This window comes from Desulfovibrio gilichinskyi (genome assembly GCF_900177375.1).
Classification (GTDB): domain Bacteria; phylum Desulfobacterota; class Desulfovibrionia; order Desulfovibrionales; family Desulfovibrionaceae; genus Maridesulfovibrio; species Maridesulfovibrio gilichinskyi.
In genome coordinates, this window is sequence record NZ_FWZU01000001.1 from 348,124 (window position 1) to 366,748 (window position 18,625).

The 18,625-nt window shown below is 40.8% G+C and carries 21 protein-coding genes; 15 read left to right on the forward strand and 6 right to left on the reverse strand.

Features of this window, described 5'->3' with window-relative positions:
• Positions 1 to 107: 107 nt before the first annotated feature.
• Entirely contained in the window at positions 108 to 1,241 is a 1,134-nt protein-coding gene (gene tgt, locus B9N78_RS01635; protein ID WP_085097375.1) for a tRNA guanosine(34) transglycosylase Tgt, read from the reverse strand.
• Positions 1,241 to 1,909 (reverse strand): endonuclease III, encoded by a 669-nt coding sequence (gene nth / locus B9N78_RS01640; protein WP_085097378.1) that lies wholly within the window; start codon positions 1,907 to 1,909, stop codon positions 1,241 to 1,243. Before nth ends, tgt begins: the two co-directional genes overlap by 1 nt.
• A 126-nt stretch (positions 1,910 to 2,035) precedes the next feature.
• Here nth and B9N78_RS01645 point away from each other — a divergent pair, with 126 nt between their 5' ends.
• The 15 genes from B9N78_RS01645 to pal all read left to right on the forward strand — a co-directional run bounded on the left by B9N78_RS01645 (position 2,036) and on the right by pal (position 14,014).
• Positions 2,036 to 2,323, forward strand: coding sequence for a hypothetical protein (locus B9N78_RS01645; protein WP_085097381.1), 288 nt, complete (start codon positions 2,036 to 2,038; stop codon positions 2,321 to 2,323).
• A 9-nt stretch (positions 2,324 to 2,332) separates the two neighbouring features.
• Positions 2,333 to 2,671 carry a divalent-cation tolerance protein CutA gene (gene cutA / locus B9N78_RS01650; RefSeq protein WP_245805433.1) on the forward strand — a complete coding sequence of 113 codons (339 nt, stop codon included), beginning with the start codon at positions 2,333 to 2,335 and terminating at the stop codon, positions 2,669 to 2,671.
• A gap of 176 nt (positions 2,672 to 2,847) precedes the next feature.
• The gene (locus tag B9N78_RS01655; RefSeq protein WP_085097383.1) at positions 2,848 to 3,780 is read left to right on the forward strand and encodes a carbohydrate kinase family protein; all 933 of its coding nucleotides are present in this window, start codon (positions 2,848 to 2,850) and stop codon (positions 3,778 to 3,780) included.
• A gap of 92 nt (positions 3,781 to 3,872) precedes the next feature.
• A complete protein-coding gene (locus B9N78_RS01660; RefSeq protein WP_085097386.1) occupies positions 3,873 to 4,955 on the forward strand; it encodes a phosphotransferase family protein in 1,083 nt (360 codons plus the stop codon).
• On the forward strand, positions 4,927 to 5,535 hold the full coding sequence (locus tag B9N78_RS01665; protein ID WP_085097389.1) for an adenylyl-sulfate kinase: 609 nt from the start codon (positions 4,927 to 4,929) through the stop codon (positions 5,533 to 5,535). Before B9N78_RS01660 ends, B9N78_RS01665 begins: the two co-directional genes overlap by 29 nt.
• A 64-nt stretch (positions 5,536 to 5,599) precedes the next feature.
• Positions 5,600 to 6,064: a Cif family virulence factor gene (locus B9N78_RS01670; RefSeq protein WP_085097392.1), complete on the forward strand. Its 465-nt coding sequence runs from the start codon at positions 5,600 to 5,602 to the stop codon at positions 6,062 to 6,064.
• A 197-nt stretch (positions 6,065 to 6,261) separates the two neighbouring features.
• Positions 6,262 to 7,638: a tRNA (N6-isopentenyl adenosine(37)-C2)-methylthiotransferase MiaB gene (gene miaB / locus B9N78_RS01675; protein WP_085097395.1), complete on the forward strand. Its 1,377-nt coding sequence runs from the start codon at positions 6,262 to 6,264 to the stop codon at positions 7,636 to 7,638.
• Complete coding sequence (locus B9N78_RS01680) at positions 7,632 to 8,111, forward strand: bifunctional nuclease family protein (RefSeq protein ID WP_085097397.1); 480 nt, start codon at positions 7,632 to 7,634, stop codon at positions 8,109 to 8,111. The genes miaB and B9N78_RS01680 overlap by 7 nt, the downstream gene beginning before the upstream one ends.
• Positions 8,112 to 8,139: 28 nt before the next feature.
• Positions 8,140 to 8,799: a histidinol phosphate phosphatase domain-containing protein gene (locus B9N78_RS01685; RefSeq protein ID WP_085097400.1), complete on the forward strand. Its 660-nt coding sequence runs from the start codon at positions 8,140 to 8,142 to the stop codon at positions 8,797 to 8,799.
• A gap of 31 nt (positions 8,800 to 8,830) precedes the next feature.
• Complete coding sequence (locus tag B9N78_RS01690) at positions 8,831 to 9,601, forward strand: SIR2 family NAD-dependent protein deacylase (protein ID WP_085097403.1); 771 nt, start codon at positions 8,831 to 8,833, stop codon at positions 9,599 to 9,601.
• 69 nt (positions 9,602 to 9,670) lie between these two features.
• Positions 9,671 to 10,411, forward strand: a complete 741-nt coding sequence (locus tag B9N78_RS01695; protein ID WP_085097406.1) for a MotA/TolQ/ExbB proton channel family protein — start codon at positions 9,671 to 9,673, stop codon at positions 10,409 to 10,411.
• A gap of 3 nt (positions 10,412 to 10,414) precedes the next feature.
• Positions 10,415 to 10,834 (forward strand): protein TolR, encoded by a 420-nt coding sequence (tolR, locus tag B9N78_RS01700; protein WP_085097409.1) that lies wholly within the window; start codon positions 10,415 to 10,417, stop codon positions 10,832 to 10,834.
• Between the two features lie 68 nt (positions 10,835 to 10,902).
• Complete coding sequence (locus tag B9N78_RS01705) at positions 10,903 to 11,841, forward strand: TonB family protein (protein WP_085097411.1); 939 nt, start codon at positions 10,903 to 10,905, stop codon at positions 11,839 to 11,841.
• A 15-nt stretch (positions 11,842 to 11,856) separates the two neighbouring features.
• Entirely contained in the window at positions 11,857 to 13,227 is a 1,371-nt protein-coding gene (locus B9N78_RS01710) for a PD40 domain-containing protein (protein ID WP_085097414.1), read from the forward strand.
• A 196-nt stretch (positions 13,228 to 13,423) separates the two neighbouring features.
• Positions 13,424 to 14,014 (forward strand): peptidoglycan-associated lipoprotein Pal, encoded by a 591-nt coding sequence (gene pal / locus B9N78_RS01715; protein WP_085097417.1) that lies wholly within the window; start codon positions 13,424 to 13,426, stop codon positions 14,012 to 14,014.
• 144 nt (positions 14,015 to 14,158) lie between these two features.
• Here the strand turns inward: pal and B9N78_RS01720 are convergent, their stop codons facing one another.
• From B9N78_RS01720 to B9N78_RS01735, 4 genes are all read right to left on the reverse strand, one after another.
• Entirely contained in the window at positions 14,159 to 14,623 is a 465-nt protein-coding gene (locus tag B9N78_RS01720; protein ID WP_085097420.1) for a phosphatidylglycerophosphatase A family protein, read from the reverse strand.
• 91 nt (positions 14,624 to 14,714) lie between these two features.
• Positions 14,715 to 14,969: a phage regulatory CII family protein gene (locus tag B9N78_RS01725; protein WP_085097423.1), complete on the reverse strand. Its 255-nt coding sequence runs from the start codon at positions 14,967 to 14,969 to the stop codon at positions 14,715 to 14,717.
• A 195-nt stretch (positions 14,970 to 15,164) separates the two neighbouring features.
• Complete coding sequence (locus B9N78_RS01730; RefSeq protein ID WP_085097426.1) at positions 15,165 to 17,372, reverse strand: sensor domain-containing protein; 2,208 nt, start codon at positions 17,370 to 17,372, stop codon at positions 15,165 to 15,167.
• A 296-nt stretch (positions 17,373 to 17,668) separates the two neighbouring features.
• On the reverse strand, positions 17,669 to 18,424 hold the full coding sequence (locus B9N78_RS01735; RefSeq protein WP_085097429.1) for a substrate-binding periplasmic protein: 756 nt from the start codon (positions 18,422 to 18,424) through the stop codon (positions 17,669 to 17,671).
• Positions 18,425 to 18,625: the final 201 nt, after the last annotated feature.

Genomic DNA, 18,625 nt, shown 5'->3' on the forward strand with positions numbered 1-18,625 from the left:
CCAGCTAATAACCAGACACCAATAACCAACCCAACTAAAAAGTTTTAGGATTCTTAACCCCTTTTACTAAAAGGGGTTAAGCCGCCGGAGGCATATTTTTTATACTCTTATTCCACAGGAGCGTATACTGCCTCGTATTTTTTACGCAGGTTGGCAAAAGTACCGTTTTTAATAGCTTCGCGTGCCTGCTCTGTAAGATTTAAGAAAAATCTCAGGTTGTGAATTGAGTTAAGCTGAGCGGAAAGCAGTTCCTTTGATGTGTATATATGGCGCAGATATGCTTTGCTGAAAGTTCTGCATGTGTAGCAATCACAATTAGGATCAAGCGGAGTATCATCTTCGCGGTACTGGGCGCGCTTGATGTTGACTTTGCCCTGACTGGTGTAAAGGGTTCCGTTGCGTGCATTTCTTGTAGGCAATACGCAGTCGAACATATCAACTCCGTTGGCAATTCCTTCAAGAATATCAAGCGGAGTTCCCACGCCCATCAGGTATCTAGGCTTATCCTGCGGAAGTTTAGGTGCGATGTGCCTGAGAATATCATACATGTCAGGAATAGGTTCGCCGACGCTTAAACCGCCGATTGCATATCCTTCGAATGGAATTTCCGCGAGCTGTTCGAGGCTTTTTTCGCGCAGATCTTTGTGAAATCCGCCCTGCACAATTCCGAACATCAGCTGATCTCCAGACCCTACAGGGTAAGCGTCACGGCACCGCTTAGCCCAGCGGGTTGTCATTTCAAGTGAGCGGTCGGTATATTCACGGTCATTTCCGTAACCTACGCATTCGTCAAGAACCATCATAATATCTGAACCGATATTATTTTGGATGGAAATAACTTTTTCAGGCGAAAAGAAATGCTTTGATCCGTCTAAGTACGAACGGAATTCGACTCCTTGTTCGGATATTTTACGGATTGATTCAAGGCTGAAAACCTGAAAACCTCCGCTGTCTGTAAGAATGGGGCGATCCCAGTTTGCAAATTTATGCAGGCCGCCTCTGCGGGCAATGAGTTCGTCACCCGGTCTGAGGTAAAGATGATAAGTATTACCTAAAATAATTTGTGATTTAATTTCTTTTAAATCACGTGGCGATACACCTTTTACGGTTCCCTGTGTTCCAACCGGCATGTAAACCGGAGTTTCAATATCCCCGTGCGCGGTGGTAAGTGTTCCGAGGCGGGCGTTGCCGTCGGTTGCATGAATTTTAAAAGTTCCGGGCTTTTTAGTGTTTTCAGTCATTATTTTTTCTCTATTCCGTTTTTTGGGCATATATCGTTTAGTGGGCAGATATCACATTTAGGGCTTCTGGCTGGGCATATATCGCGCCCGAACAGTACCAGCAGATGATTAGCAATTCCCCAGTTTTCTCTTTTGAATAAAGGCATCAGATCTTTTTCTATCACAATAGGGTTCGTGCTTACTGTAAATCCCATTCTAAATGAGAGGCGTTTCACATGAGTATCAACAGCTACGCCTTCGTGCACGTCCATTGCGTTTGAGAGCACTATGTTAGCAGTTTTACGGGCCACCCCGGGAAGGGTTGTCATTTCCTTCATGGTGCGCGGCAGTTCACCGTCAAATTCTTCCATCAAAAGGGTTGCGGCAGCCTTTAGATTTTTGGCTTTATTTCTGAATAATCCTGTTGAGCGGATTACTTCTTCAATATCGTTAACATCCGCTTTGCAAAGTTCTGCCGGCCCTGGCCATTTGGCAAACAGCGCCGGAGTTACTTTGTTGACCCTGACATCGGTACATTGCGCGGCAAGAACGGTCGAAACTAAGAGTTCCCATGCGTTTTTCCAATCAAGTTCCGGTTTTGGGTCAGGATATCGCTTAAGCAGGCGTGAATATATTTCTTCCGCTCTTTTGGCGACATCTTTTTTCGGTGAATTATACTTTATATTCATATCGGGACGAGCTACCATTTCTTTGTATAACTTACAATCATCATAGGGGGTATGCAAAAGTTATAATAGTTGCAGGGTATGGTAAATCATGTATTATTAAATCATAAAATTGTAGGAGGAGAAAATATGAAATTGTTAGTAAGTTTACTTGTCGCAGGGACTTTTTTGGTATCCGGAGCTTTGATGGCTTCAGCTCAGTCTAATGACGGTTCCGGTTTGACTGTTACAAAGTGTTCATCATGTCATACTCTCAAAAGAGTATGCCGTTCTCTCGGTAAGAAGGATCTTGCTGCGTGGCAGAAAACGAATGAAAGAATGGTTAAAAAAGGAATGACCGTAACTGATGCACAGTTAGCTACTATCAACCAATATTTGGTAGATGCAAAACCTGGAAATGATGTTCTGTGTCAGTAGGAAGAGTTCGTGGATGAGAACCTGCATATAACACTGATATATATTACCGCAAGTGACGCAGAGGAAGCTCGCAAAATAGGTTGCGAGCTTCTTACGCGTCACTTTGTCGCGTGTGTGAATGTTATTGATAAAATGGAATCTATGTATTGGTGGGAAGGTCGGCTTGAGAGTTCCACGGAAGCAATATTGCTTGTTAAAACAGTTCCGTCTCTTGTGGGCAAAGTAACTGAGACTGTTAAAAATATGCATAGTTATGATTGTCCCTGCATTGTCGCTGTTGAATCAAAAGAAGGGAATTCAGAGTTCTTTGAATGGGTGGAAAGTCAGACAGCGCGAGCTGTTTATTGACTTTATCGGATGAGAAAGCATAATGTCCGGCTTTGCATAACGTTTAAAGCGTGTTGCTTATATCACCTGATGCTTTTGGAACGGCTTGCCTGATAGATAAAGCCGATTGTAAAAATATAGAACTCAGTTCTACTTATGAACTTATCCTCTTTTAAAACAGTTAAGGAGATTTATTAATGCAGATTTTAGTTTCAGGATCCATGGCCTATGACAGAATTATGAGCTTTCCGGGTAGTTTTTCTGACCACATTATTCCAGATAAAATTCACATGCTGAATATAAGCCTGCTCGTAGACGGACTTGATGAAAGGTTTGGAGGAACAGCCGGGAACATCGCTTATGCATTGTCTCTGTTCAGTGAAAAGCCTTCGATCCTCGGAACTGTAGGTAAAGATTTTGATGCTTATAACCAGTGGCTGACCAAACATGGTATTGCCCTTGACGGTCTTAAAGTCGTTGATTCTGATTTTACCGCAAGTGCTTATATTACTACAGATAAGTCCAATAACCAGATCACATGGTTTAATCTTGGAGCCATGAAATTTTCCTGCGATTACGATTTTTCCTCTGTTGATCCTGAAAATACTCTGGCAATTGTTTCTCCCGGCAACCTTGATGATATGCAGAATTTTCCTGAAATATACAGACAAAAAGGTATTTCTTACATTTTTGATCCGGGCCAGAATATTCCTGCATTCAGCGGTGAACAGCTACTCGGTATGATTAAAGGTTGTAAAATTCTTGTAGCCAATGACTATGAGCTTGAAATGATCATGAAATCTACCGGAAAAACCAGAGATGAGTTAATGGGAATTTGTGATTCTATTATCGTTACTCTGGGTGAAAACGGCTGTCTTGTTGTTGAAAAAGACGGTGAAACTGCCGTGCCTGCTGCCAAAGCTAGCGTTGTTAAAGACCCCACCGGAGCCGGAGACGCTTTCAGAGCCGGACTTATTAAAGGTATTTCTCTTGGAAAAACTTTGGTTGAATCTGCTCATATCGGAGCTGTCAGTGCTGTTTATTGTGTTGAAAAGCTCGGTACTCAGGAACATTCTTATACGGAAGATGAATTCTGGGCCCGTTACAAATCCAGCTTCGGGGAATTATAGCGCGAACGGATAACTTTTATTGCGAATAATCTGTCGGCTATCAACTTTCTGCGTCTGGCTTACTTAATTTCATTAAGTGGGAGGATTTTGAAGTGGTTGAATTAACTGCCGGCATGATTGAAAAATATCTTAAAGAGGCTTTCGGTACCGAAACAGCCCTTGTTGATTATGGTGACATAGGATCACTTGATAAACAGGGGATGAAAAAAATCGGCTACGGGAAGCCTCTTCTTGTCCGTTTTAAAGTTAAGGGGAAAATTCGGGAAACTGTAATCTCCGTTATGAAAGGGGATAATTACGGGCATCAGTTTTATTGGGACCGCGCGGCTGTTTTGATGTTTCAGTACGAAACTTCAGGTAGTCTCAAGCGGCATGTAAAGCCTATGGGGTTAGGGTACGTCAATAAATCCGGAAAAATGATCCCGCTCAGCGAACCGGAAGAGTTTTTTATTTTAAATGAAAAGCTTGAAGGGTACGATTACTTTAATGATCTCGATCGTATCCGTAAGGGTGAATTTTTAGATACTGATAATGAATGTGCCGGAGAACTTGCAGACTGGCTGGCCGATATTCATTCCCTTAAAAAAGATGATCCAGCGCTTTATATGCGCAGAGTAAGAGATCTCATCGGAAGCAGTGAGTGTATTATGGGACTGGTCGATGAGGCATACAGTCATCCATGTGAACATTTTTCGCGGGACAGATTTATAAAGCTTGAAAAGCGTCTTATCGATTGGAGATGGAAGCTTGCACATTATACGCACAGACTTTGCGCTGTGCATGGAGATTTCCATCCATGGAATGTGCTTGTCGGAAGTCCGGGCGGTTTCAGTGTTTTAGATAGAAGCCGCGGGGAATGGGGGGAAGCTGCCGGAGATTTAAGTTGCATGGCCGCAAATTATATTCTTTTCGGTTTGTATAAAGGCGGCTCTTTTTCTGAGTATTTTAGAAAGATGTATATGACTTACTTTGAGCGATATCTCGAAAAAACCGGAGATATGGAAATCTTACAGGTTATTGCACCTTTCTTTGTTTTCAGAGGACTCGTTATAGCTTCTCCTGTGTGGTATCCCGATCATCCCGAAACAGTCCGATCTTCACTTTTAAGGTTTATTGAAAATGTGCTTGAGGAGGAGGTTTTTGACTATGCCGGATTCGAAAGGTATATGCGTTAATAAAAATTGGGCGGTATGGTTCACAGGGCTTCCGGGGTGCGGAAAAAGCACCATAGCGGACGGTTTATTAAATGAAATGCGCAAAGACGGCCTTGACCCTGTTCTGCTGAGACTCGATGAAAGGCGTAAATTATATATTCCTAATCCAGAATATACGCATGATGAGCGCAGACGGGTATACCATCTGTTTGTGCAGGATGCTGTTGCTATTATGCAATCAGGTCGAAGCGTTATTATGGACGGCACAGGGCATAAGCTGTGTTTTCGCAGGGAAGCCAGAGATAAAATAGAATTTTTTGCCGAGGTCCATCTGAAATGTCCGGTCAACATGGCTATGAAGCGTGAGTCCGGCAGGCAGCAGGGACTTGTTATGTCCGGTCTTTATGCAAAAGCTTTGGAACGTCAGAAGACAGGGAAAGTATTCAAGGATCTTGGGGAAGTTATCGGTGTTGATGTGAAGTTTGAAGCTGATCCAGATGCAGAGTGCTGCGTTGATACTGCAGAAAAAACTCTGGAGGATGTTTTAAGGGAAGTTATTATCTGCCTAAAAAAATGGCGAAACCTTAACGGCATATGCTGATTTTTTATTTAATATGTTCTATAGATATTTAAATTTTAATTAAACATTAGCTACAGGTGATCACGTGAAGAAACTTTCATTTCTATTTATTTCTGTGTTATTGATAGTGTCCGTAGCTGCTTCAGCCTTTGCCGCAGACCAGAATGAATCTGTACGGGACAAAATTAAAGATGTGCTTTTTGCATACAAAGACGCATATAATCTTAGAGATTTTTCTGCAATTAAAGCCCTTTATACCAAAGACGCTACCATAATGTCTTTTCCATGTGATTATAAAGAAGATATGTCTCTTAATCAGTTTAGCGAATCTCTACCACGTTGCTCTTCATATTGGATTGAGAAAGCATTCAAGCTTAGATTATTTAAAATTACTTCTTTTGAATCCTCCGGTAAAAAATGTACAGCCAGAGTTTTATGGGATTACGGCGACACCAGTGAACGCGGCAAATTTACTCCGACTTTCGAATTCGAACTTCAGGGAAAGCAGTGGAAAATTGCCAAAGAAGTATACGGGCGTAATCCTTCTTAACTTTTTTTAGAAAATTTTGAGGTTAAGCCGGGATTGTTTTTTTAAACCTTTCCGGCTTTATCTATTTGTAAAGATTGATTTTTTTTAATGTGATAGGATTTAGTATTCATCTTGTTTTTAATAATTTATCTATCTATTTGTTTTGTTTGAATTTTTAACATGTTTACCCTCATCAGCATATAGAGTATGTCCGGCTCATGAAGTTTAACGTATTAACATTCGGTTGTCAGATGAACGTTCACGATTCCGATTGGCTTATCCGCGCTATGGAAAGTCGAGGTTGGAAGGCTGTGGATGAATCGGAAGCAAATATATTTATTGTGAATACTTGCTCTGTCAGGGATAAACCTGAACAGAAAGTATACAATATTCTAAGGCGGCTTGGGCATTTATGCACATCTCCCGGTGATTTTGTAGCAGTTGGCGGATGTGTTGCTCAGCAGATAGGTGAAGGTTTTTTAGAAAAGTTTCCCTATGTTAGACTGGTTTTTGGAAGTGACGGCATTGCCAAGGCTCCTCAATACTTGGAGGAATTGGCTGTTGATCATGAAAAAAGGCTGGTTGTAAACGATTTCTTAGCGCAATATCCTGAGCGTGAAGGCGGACTTGCAGATCCGAATGAAGAACTTCTGCCTCCCGGAATAGGTACAATTCCCGGACAGGCTTTTGTCAACATTATGCAGGGCTGTGATAATTTTTGTGCTTATTGCATTGTCCCTTACACTAGGGGGCGTCAGAAATCGCGTTTGTCATCGGCAATTATTGATGAGTGCCGTGCTTTAGTTAAAGCTGGAATCCGCGAAATTACCTTGCTGGGGCAGAATGTAAACAGTTTTGGACTGGATAAAAACGGCAGTGACTTAAGCTTTTCACAGCTGTTATATAAGATTTCTGAAATTGAAGGAATGGAACGGATCAGATTTACTACTTCTCATCCTAAAGATATTGCCCCTGAAGTGGTTAAGGCTTTTGGAGAGCTGCCGAACCTATGCCCGCAATTGCACCTGCCTGTACAGTCCGGTTCCGATAACATATTAAAGAAAATGGGCCGTAAATATGATCGCGCCCGCTATTTAGGGATCGTTGAAAGGCTGAAAGAAGCATGTCCTGATATTGTTTTGACAACTGATATCATTGTCGGTTTCCCCGGTGAAACGGATGAAGACTTTGAGCAGACAATGGATATTATGGAGCGTGTTCGGTACGAAAGCAGCTTTTCTTTCAAGTATTCCGACCGTCCAGGCGTAGCCGCTGTTAAGATGAATCCTAAAGTTTCTGAAGAAGTTGCTCAAAAAAGACTTACTCACTTGCAGGAAAGACAAAAGCAGATTACTAGAGAATGTCTAGAAGAGTTGACAGGAAAAGATATGGTCGTTTTGCTGGAAAGACCAAGCAAAAGACAAGAAGCAGGCGGAGTTTCATGGCGCGGAAAAGATTCCGGCGGACGAGTTGTGAATATCTTTTTTGAAGGAAGTGATGAAACTCTTCAGCTTGGGGGCAAGCTGATTAAAGTCAAGATTACGCAATCTAAAAATCACTCTCTTGTCGGTTCTAAAGTGGGGGATCCATGGTAGAAATGAAGATTTACGGATTGGCGGTTGATAATGACTCCGACGCTCCGGTGCTGGTTCTTAAGAATGAAGAACTGGAAATCGTTCTACCTATCTGGATAGGTGCAATTGAAGCTATGGCTATTTCTCTTGTGCTTGATGAAGTGGCTTTCCCCAGACCTATGACTCATGATTTGCTTTTGGATACAATTACAGCACTTGGTGGCAAGGTCCTTTCTGTTGATATAGTAGATGTTGAGAATGGCACTTTTTATGCGGAAGTCATTATTGATTGCAATGGTGATGTCAAAGCAATTGATTCCCGCCCATCCGACGCTGTCGCGCTGGCGGTAAGGGCAAAGTGTCCTGTACGGGCAGCGCAGAAAGTAATCGATATTGCTGCAACAACAGACGGTGAAGCAAAAATTCGTGAAGGTGACGGTATAAGTGATGAGTTTGAAGAGCTTTCACCAGATGACTTTAAATATAAAATGTAGTTTTTCCGATAATACACGAGTATATTAAATGATAGATTTTCATACACATACCGTATTCAGTGACGGTGAATTGATTCCGGCCGAGTTGGCTCGCAGAGCACGGATTGCCGGGTATCGCGCCATGGCAATGACTGACCATGCTGATTCCAGTAATATTGAAATCATTCTTGAAAATGTTCACCGTTTTGCCAAGAAGCACGGTCATTTTTTTGATATTGATATCTTCAGCGGTGTGGAACTTACTCACGTTCCTCCGGGATTAATCGGTGAAATGGTTGTGCAGGCACGAGAACTCGGTGCGCAGATTGTTGTTGTGCATGGTGAAACAATTGTTGAGCCTGTTGCAGAAGGAACTAATCTTTCAGCGATTGAAGCCAAGGTCGACGTTCTTGCTCATCCCGGTTTGATTACTGAGGTTGAAGTGAAACTTGCGGCAGAGTATGGTGTTCATCTTGAAATTACTACACGCAAAGGGCACAGCCTGACTAATGGCCACGTTGTATCGCTTGCTCGCAAGTTCGGTGCAAAGCTTGTAATAAATAATGATGCTCACGCGCCGGGGGATTTGGTCAGCAGGGAAATGCGCCGCAAGATAGCACTTGGAGCAGGTATGACTCCTAAGGAATATGAGCAGTCTGAGGAAAATTCGCGACAGCTTGCACAGAAGATAATGAAACGCTTAAGTTAAGGAAATTTTTTACAATAAGTAATATAACGATATGGCGTCTGACCGAAATAAATATGACAGAGATGCGTTGGATAAGGCTGCTAAGCTGATTAGAGATGCCAGATGCGCTGTAGTCATGACCGGAGCAGGCTTTTCAGTTGCAAGCGGAATACCTGATTTTCGCAGTCCCGGCGGAGTTTGGTCTAAGTATGATCCTGAAAAAGTTGCATCTGTAAAGGCTTTGAAATCTGATTCTGTTACGGTTTGGAAGTTCCTTTTGGAACTGGTTCGCATGGTTCACAAGTGTGAACCTAACTCTGCACACTTTGCCCTATCTGAGCTTGAAGCCGCAGGAATGATTCAGGGCGTTATTACACAAAATATAGATGGACTGCATCAACGCGCAGGGTCTGATAATGTTATAGAATTTCATGGCAATTGCAGCCGTTTTTTCTGCTCCGAGTGTTTTGATGAATATGAAATTGAAGATGTAATTATATTTGATGATAAGAAACTTCCGGTCAGATGTTCCCGTTGCTCAGGAATTGTGCGTCCTGATATTGTTTTTTTCGGTGAGCAGATTCCAGCGCAAGCTTACACAGATGCGTTTGAATTAGTTGATCAAGCTGACCTTGTGCTTGTTATCGGAACTTCCGGTGAAGTTGTTCCGGCCAGTTTGATTCCGCCGCGAGTTAAAAATAACGGTGGGAAAATAATAGAGATTAATAAGGTCTCGTCGGCTTATTCTTCTATGAGTGATGTTTCTATTAAAGGTGCTGTTGAAGATATTTTGCCTGAGTTAGTGCGAAATATTATTAAATAAAGGTATTTTTTCTTTTAATGCGGATTCCTTAAACTAAACGGTGACGCTAAAAAAAAGGTTCGGTGCTATATGGATTTTTTATCTAACGGCGGAATTTTCTCCATGCTCGAGTCTGCCACTATAGTGGTAAAAGGTGTGCTGTGTTTACTTGCAGCCATGTCTATCGGAAGCTGGACAATTATTTTTTGGAAACTTATTTCGCTCGGCAAGGCTAGATCTCTTGTCCTTAAAGGGAACCAGATTATGGAAGAGGCGGATTCATTATCTGCCGGTTTGACTGCAATCAATAGAACAAAAACTTCTCCGCTGAACCGCATCGGTTCCGCTGCGGTTAAAGAATATCGTGTCCTTGAAAAATCAGCTGTCAGCCCGAGCCACAAGCGCAGGTTGATTAAGGATACTTTGCGTAGAATTCTAAGGCAGAGAGTAAGTTCAGAAATGAAAAAACTTTCATCTTCACTTTCTTTTCTGGCTACTTGCGCAAACGGTGCTCCGTTTATCGGCCTTTTCGGAACTGTGTGGGGGATTATGAATTCCTTCCATGCTATCGGAACGGCTAAATCTGCGGCTCTTTCCGCTGTTGCTCCCGGTATTTCTGAAGCTCTTGTCGCAACTGCGATAGGTCTTTCCGTGGCGATACCGGCTACAATCGCCTACAACTTTTTCTTAGGCGTTCTCGGTGGAATTGAAACAGAAATGGTTAATTTCGCAGGGGTGTTCCTTAACAGGATAGAGCGTGAAGTCTCCTGGGTGGAATCTGCATCCAAGAACGGCGGCGATAGCGATGACTATTCTTCCGCAGAGGTGTAAATCATGGGAATGTCCACTAACAATCGTGGAATGCTGGCGGAAATAAACGTTACTCCATTTGTTGATGTCATGCTGGTTCTTTTGATCATTTTTATGGTTACAGCTCCGCTCATGACTCAGGGCGTTGAAGTTGATTTGCCGCAAACCAGAACTGTCCGCTCACTCCCGCAGGATAATGAGCATCTTGTTTTATCAATTAATGATAAGGGCGAGATATATCTTGATGAGTATAAAGTAGAATTTAACGAATTGCAGGGACACCTTGAAAAACTGGTTAAAAAGCAGAATAAAATGCTTTTTTTAAGAGCGGATAAAAGCGTTCCTTACGGTGATGTTGTCCGCGTTATGGGTGAGATTAAAGCCGCGGGCATCGATAGGATGGGAGTTGTGGCTGAACCTGTAGAGCAGAAAAGTATAAAATAAACGGGTACTGAAGGTTTGTCACATATATCTAAGATGATCGGGAACTCTTTTGCAGGGTGTATTTACTGATGAGAATTATCGGTCTCTTAATCTCATTATTGCTACACGCAGGCTTAATTATACTGGCTATGACATGGTCGGTTTCTTCACCTGTGAAAATTTCGCTTGATATGCCTGTATACCAAGTTGATTTAGTTTCGCTCGCTCCATCTCCACAGGCTCCTGAAGCAACAACTGTTCCGGCCAGCACTCCTTCACCGCCGATGGCAAAACCTGACGCGATTCCTCTTCCTGAAGACGCTGCGCCTAAAAAGATACCTAAGGCTCCTGAAAATCCGGTGAAAGCTCCTGAAGTTAAACCTGTTGCTAAACCTATACCAAAGCCTGCGCCCAAACCTGAACCTGAGGTTGAGAAAATTTCCCCTAAAAAAGTAAAGACAACTCACCCTCCTAAAAAAGAACCTGAGAAATCAGAGGTTAAAAAGGCAGAGATTAAAAAGCCCGAGTCTAAAAAAGCTCCTCAAAAGAAAGAGGCTCCTAAAAAGCCTGCTAAACCTGAAATGACAGCTGAAGAAGCTTTGGCTGCAGACCTTGCCTCAATTGGTAATTTGGTGGAGAATAAAGAAAAAGCTAAGCAGAGTGACGTTGCCAAAGACCTCGCTTCCCTTACCGGAACGGCAAAGTCAACTGCTGTACAGGGATCTGCTGAAGGTTCGGGTACTTCCGGGCTTGTTCAAGTGTACGGGGCTATTGTAATGCAGGAAGTTAAAAAGCATTGGCGTTATCCTGTATTCGGACAAAAAGATAATTTGGCTGCTCGCGTACAAGTTTCTGTTAAAGCATCCGGTGAAATTACTGAGCTAAAACTTCTTGAATCATCTGGAAATGTTGATTTTGATGATTCTGTGCTGTCGGCTTTAAAAGATACAGAGGTTCTGCCTGAACCTCCCGGAAGTTCAATTCGAACAATTATTGTTAACTTTAACCTGCATGACCTTGATCAGTAGGTTCGGTTTTATATTATGAGCAAAAAAAAATACTCTTTATTGCAATGTGTTGTAGTTCTTATTGCGGCAGTTATGATTTTTACACTTGCTGCGGGCAGTTCCAAAGCCTCAGATACACTTGCTGTTGATATCTACGGCCCCGGACAGCGTAAAATTAATATTATTTTGTTAACTCCTAAGACATTACCTGACGGTAAATATAAGGGGTCACAAAATAAGGATTTACCGTTACCTGATGAAGCTAATGTCTTTGAAAAAGAGATTAAGCAGGACCTTTTATATCTTCCTTTTTTAAATTTTGTTCCTATTTCCAGCATCTTGGGCGGAGATCCATCGCGCGGAGTAACTCCGGAAGATGTTGACCTGAAACCTTTACGCCTTTCAAAGGTGGACCTAGTTTTAACAACTGGATGGGAAATTCAGGCCAATGGCGAGAAAATTCTGAAACTACGCGTCATTGGAACATATAACGGCCGTACAATTTTAGGAAAACAATATTCGAGAGTTACGGCTGATATGCTTCCGTTAATTGCGGACAGATTTTGCTCCTATTTGATGAAAACTTTAGCCGGGCGTGACGGTTTCTTTGAATCATCAATAGCTTTCGTAAGAAAGAACGGGAAAAACAAAGAAATTTTTACGATAAGTCCGCAAGGTAGGAATTTACATCAGGTAAGTTCGTCAGCCGGTTTAAATCTCAGTCCTAACTGGTCTCCTGATGGCAGTAAGCTCGTTTTCACACGGCTCGGCGTGAAACAGCATCTACTTTGTATATGGGATAAACATACAGGGAAAATTGAGCAAAAAGCTTTCCCGGGAAATACTGTTATCGGGCCTGCTTTTTTACCGGACGGAAATATTGCCGCAACTTTAACCATGAATGGTGCTTCGGATATTTTCTTGATTGACAGCAAGTTTAAGCCGGTAAAAGCATTAGGTAAAAGCTGGGCGATTGAAGTTTCTCCTGATTTTGACCGTACAGCCAGTAAGATGGTTTTTACTTCAGGAAGATTTGGTAATCCTCATATCTTTATTCTTAATATGGCGACAGGGCAGGTTGATCGCGTGACGTATGATGGTAAATATAATACAAACCCGACAATAAGTCCTGATGGTCGATTTGTAGCGTTTTCCCGTCAAACTCCCGCTGGGCACAGAATTTTTGTTCATGATATGAGTTCAGGCGTTGAGCGGCAATTAACTTTCGGACCCGGAAGTGACGAAGACCCGGCATTTGGGCCTGATGGGTACTTTATTGCTTTTTCATCAAGCAGAAGCGGAGAGTACAAAATTTATTTAACAACTCGGCATGGAGATGCTGCTATGGCCGTACCTACAGGAGCTGGAAGTGCCACAGCACCTGCATGGGGCAAAGCTCAAGATTAGTTTTTTAGATATTGAGCTTTTTATTTGATGAAATAATTATAATTTTGTTATAGATTTTAACAGTTCTGTTTCGTGATAACTTGATTTTTTTGTAAAACACTTTAATGTAGTAACATTGTAAGTTAAAATAATTGAGCGTTTTCCACTTTATGTGGGCAATACTCCTGTCCTTTAAAATTCCTTTTCAGGAGGGCAAATGAAAGCTAGAGCTATAATTTTATGTGTGATGTTCATGTTGATCGCCAGTTTTAGTGTCGGTTGTTCTAAAAAACGTGTTGAATCTTCTACCGCTTCTCCTGCGGTTGAAGAAAGAATGAATAATCAGCAGGAAAGCGAAAGAGCGAGACAGGAAGAACTTGCTAGACAGCAAAGAGAAAAAGAACTTCAGGAACAGGCTCTTGAAGAAGAGCGCAGATCTTCTGAAGTAAATAAAGAATTTGAAGCCAGTGTTGCTGAATTGGGGAATATAATTCATTTTGATTTCGATTCATTCGAAATCAAACCTGAGTATCGTCCGCTTTTACAGACAAAGGCTGAACTTCTTAAAAAATATCCTAATGTAACAATCGTTATTGAAGGATTCTGTGATGACCGCGGTACTGAAGAATATAACCTTGCACTGGGTGAACGTCGTGCCCGTGCTGCTTATGAATTTTTGATCTTGCTTGGAGTGGCTCCAGAAAGGCTTAGCATTGTAAGTTTTGGAGAAGAAAATCCAATTGACCCTGCTCAAAATGAAACTGCGTGGGAAATGAACCGCAGAGTTCAGTTTAAGACAGCTTATTAATTACAGTTTTTTAAATAATTCTATTAAAAACCCCTTCGCTTTCATCTGAAAGCGAAGGGGTTTTTTTATTAGTATATTTTAATGGAAATTGGGATTGTAAGAGCCGGAATGGAGTTTTAATACTTATCTTCATAAATTTAAAAATTAAATCATTCTGAAAAGCCACAGCGCCGTCGCTGCGTATAGTCCGGCTAAAAGATCATCAATCATTACACCCCATCCATCTTTTAACCAATTTTCAGATTGTCTGACAGGCCAAGGTTTTAAAATGTCGAATAATCTGAAAAAAATAAATCCGGCGATAAACTGCCATCCTGTCATTAATCCAAAAGGAAGGAATGTTATCCATTGTCCGAGTACTTCATCAATTACGACACAGCCCGGATCTTTTTTTCCTAATTGAATTTCCGCTTCGGAGCAGGCCATTGCACCAAATATAAAAAGTAGAATTAAGATAAAAATTTTGATTGAAAAAGAAAATGGATAAAATAAGAACGGAGCAGCAATTGCCGCCGCCGCTGAGCCCCATGTCCCAGGGGCTTTCGGTAAAAAGCCTACTGGACCCAGGGTGGCAATGTTGACGAGTATTTGGCTGTGAAGTTTTTTCATTCGTAAATTATCGGCTTAAAATGATCAAAAGTCCAGAATGAGAAGAGCCTGATCAGTATTTACTGGTCAGGCTCATTTTGGTTGTTATAAATTAGGCTGTCTGTTCACCGCGTGGCTTGATTGTATAGCCAACGCTGTTTGCAATTTGCTCAAGGAGTTTAACATCGTTTGTCACTTTTAGTATATCAAGCAATGTTCTAGCCCCGAGTTTAGCATTATTATCAAACGGGTTAATTTCTCTAAGTAATGTAGAGTATGGTTTCCCTATTTTCTTCGCTACTTCTTTAGCTGGACTGTTGCCTTCAAGTACTATGTCTTGTGTCATCTTGGTGATAGATTCAGGCATTGCGATTCTCCTCCATTAAATAATAATACAAAAGCAAAATTATTAAGCTGTTGTAAGTATTATTGTATGAAGTATAAAAACTGTAAACGGGTGAAAATATGTATTTTTAATTGATAAGGTAGTATTTAATGGTAGGGTTTTCAGTTATTGGTAGGGGGGTGAGTGGGGTTTTTACACACGTAAAACAATAGACTCTTAATTGCGCTTATTTAAAAATTTAAGAAATTCTGCCTTCGGCAATGGTTTAGAATAATAAAAACCTTGAATTATAGTGCATCCTTCAGCTCGGAGCAGCTCAATCTGTTCGGCATGTTCAACGCCTTCTGCAATGACATTAAGTCCCATTTTACCGGCCATACTTATTATAGCGGACACAATTGCCATGTCGTTCGGATCTGATAAAATGTCATTAACAAACGATCTGTCAATTTTAAGAGTGTTGATCGGGAGCTTTTTCAGGTAGCTGAGTGACGAATAACCTGTTCCGAAATCATCAATAGAGATTCTGATGCCCGTTGCGCTTAATGTTTCCAGAAGTTTAATTTTTTCTTCAACATTTTTCATAATCAAAGACTCGGTAATTTCGATTTCAAGCTGATTATTATTCAGCTCGTATCTGCCTAATGTCTCGATAACTTTGTTCGAAAAAAGAGGATCTTCAAGTTCTTTAGAGGAAACGTTTACGGAAACAATTAGGTCGTTATGGCCTGTTTTTTTCCATTCAGCCATATCTTTTATGGAAATATTGAGGATTTGATTATCGATGTCGCCGATAAGATTAAGAATCTCGGCAAATTCAATAAATTCTCCAGGAGGAATGATCTCTCCGTTTGATTTTACCCAACGGGCAAGAGCTTCCATTCCAACAACTTTTCCGGTTTCGGAATCTACTTTAGCCTGATAGAAAGGAATAAATTCATTGGAAGCCAAGCCTTTTCTGATAGCCGACTCCATGTCTATTTTATTTTGAGCGCGTGTCAGCATCTGAGAAGTATAGAATCTTACTTCGCTTCCTGCTCCGTTTTCACCTTTCATTTGGTGCATGGCCGTATCTGCATGCTGCAACAGCGTTTCAGCCGTTTCAGAATCATCCGGATAGGTTGAAATTCCTATGCTCACTGTTATGAAAATGTCATGCCCATCAATTTTAAATGGATCTTGAAGTAACTTTCTAATTTTTTTCGCAAAAACCATGAGTGAATTGATGTTTCCGAAATCAACCACCGCTATGGCAAATTCATCACTACCGATTCGCGCAAAAATGTCTGTCTCTTTAATAATTCCTTTTATTCCGGCAGCAAATTTTTTTAGTAGTTCATCTCCTACATGATATCCCAGTGAGTCATTTACTTTTTTAAAATCGTCAAAATCGATATAAAGGAGAGCAATTTGAGCGCTTCTTTTTAGTGATCGGTTGATTTCTGTGCGCAACCTATCGGAAAATAACCTGCGGTTCGGCAGATTGGTGAGAGCATCATGATAGGCATAAAAATTAATTTTATCATCTTTACGCTTAAGTTCGCTCACATCGTTGTTAATACCCAGATAGTGAGTAATCTTGTTGTTTGAGTCATAAATTGCAGTGATGCTGAGCCGTTGAGGGTATATTTCACCGTTTTTACGACGGTTCCACAGTTCGCCGTCCCATTTCCCTGTTTTAGTCAAAGACTCCCACATTTCTTTGTAGAATTTCTTGTTATGATTGTCAGATTTTAATATTCGTGGATTTTTCCCTTTGATATCGTCCAGCGTGTACCCTGTTATTTCAGTGAAAGCTGGGTTGATCTGCTGTGCTATTCCTTTCGCATCTGTGATTATAACCCCGTCCAGTGTATTTTCAAAAAGGTGGCTCATAAACTGAAGGTTTTCGTTGGCATCATGTAATGTCTGTTCTTGGATTACTATATGCTCTTTGAGTTCTTTACGAACTTTGGCGAGATCTTGCTCGGTTATTTTTCTGTCAGTGATGTTCATCGACAGACTGCCGATGCCGATTACTTGGTCCTGCTCGTCATAAATTGCAAATCGTTTTGAACTGTAAATGCGTTCATCCCCATCTTTATTGGGCAGATTCAATTCAATCGCGAGATTGTCTCCCTTTGGAAGCGCAAGGGCGATTCGGTCGTATTTAGTAATCTCATCAAGTTCTTCTTTGGTGGACCTATCTGCAAACACTTCGTAAATAGTTTTTCCAATAATTTTGTCTTCATTTAATATTCCGGATTGTTCTAAAAAAGCTTTGTTGACAGCGATGTATCTGAAGGATGTGTCTTTGATAATTGCAGTATGGTCTGCACTGTTCAAAAATAACTGAATGAGGTTAGACTGCTCTAAAAGATTAGCAGTATCACCGTCAGTTTCGTTTTTAATGCACTCGGCAGCTTTGTGAATTTTATTTTTCATTATTTTTATGGTGATCTCAGTTGATATATTAAGTCTTAATCAGGATAACATTGATATGAATCATCCGCAATAATGTTGTGGAATTAGTCTGCCTTAAGAGGTGATACGGCCTTAATTGAAATTGATGATACCATTATGCGTGCCAGTGGTAATCCTACAACACTTATAATCATATTTTCACCTTAACTGGCTTTAATTATTGTCATAGTTTAGCCTGTGTGGGGATTTGTGTGGTAGCATTCGGTGTCATGCTTTACTCAAAAGTACTTATGGCTCTGTTCATGATGATACCAGACTTATTTCACATATTTTTTTATAATTCGATCTCTGGCACCTGTTGCCAAGACTTCTTCTAAAGATTCCTGTATCTTTACGATAATCTTATCAGGAGTATCTTTGTTTGCTATCATGTAGTAACCGCCTTCCTCAGATAGTAGGTATGCAATTTCAAGCTCTGAATACTTGTATCCTAACCTATTAATTTGATAGGCCAAATCCAAGGGGTCTCCCGGGATAAGATCGACTCGTTGTTTAAATAACATTTTCAATAATTGCTCAGATTTACTTACTAAATGATAATTATACTTATGAAAGCCATTGGTTGTAAAAAACTGTTCAATGGATCCCCCCGAGAGGACTCCTGTATAATATTTCTTAATATCTTCTAAATCATCAATTTGTATATCAGTTCTATTTTTTAATTTATAAAGATATACTCTTCTGGGATGGAGAGGGCCAATCCATGCGAACATATCTTCGCGTTGCGGAATACGTGCCACTGTAAAGAGCATAGTATTTGGTTTTTTTTGCACAGTAATTAGGGCTCTTTTAAAAGGATATATCACAAGTTTGTATCTAATTTTAGCCTTTTGTAACGCTGCTTCTATCAATTCCGTGCTGATCCCAACAATCTTATTATTCTGTTCAAAATGATATGGAGGCCAGTTCTCTACAAAAATAGTAAGTTCATGAGCTTGGGCGTTTCCCACTATTCCTAGCAATAGAATGATTATTAAAACTTTGAATGATTTTATCTTCCATTGACAGCTCATTTTTCCCCCTTCGATCAAGCATCGCTACAAACATGGTATAATTGATAAGCAGTTCTCGATGTTATTTAATTTAAGGCCTGAGTAAACTAAGTTGATTAATGCAAGTCTCTCGAGATGATAAGAAATGTATAAGTAATCGCAACATGCTTGCCTTTTTGAAGTTTTCCACTTTACTTTAGCATGGTAATTCTTTTGCAGCAA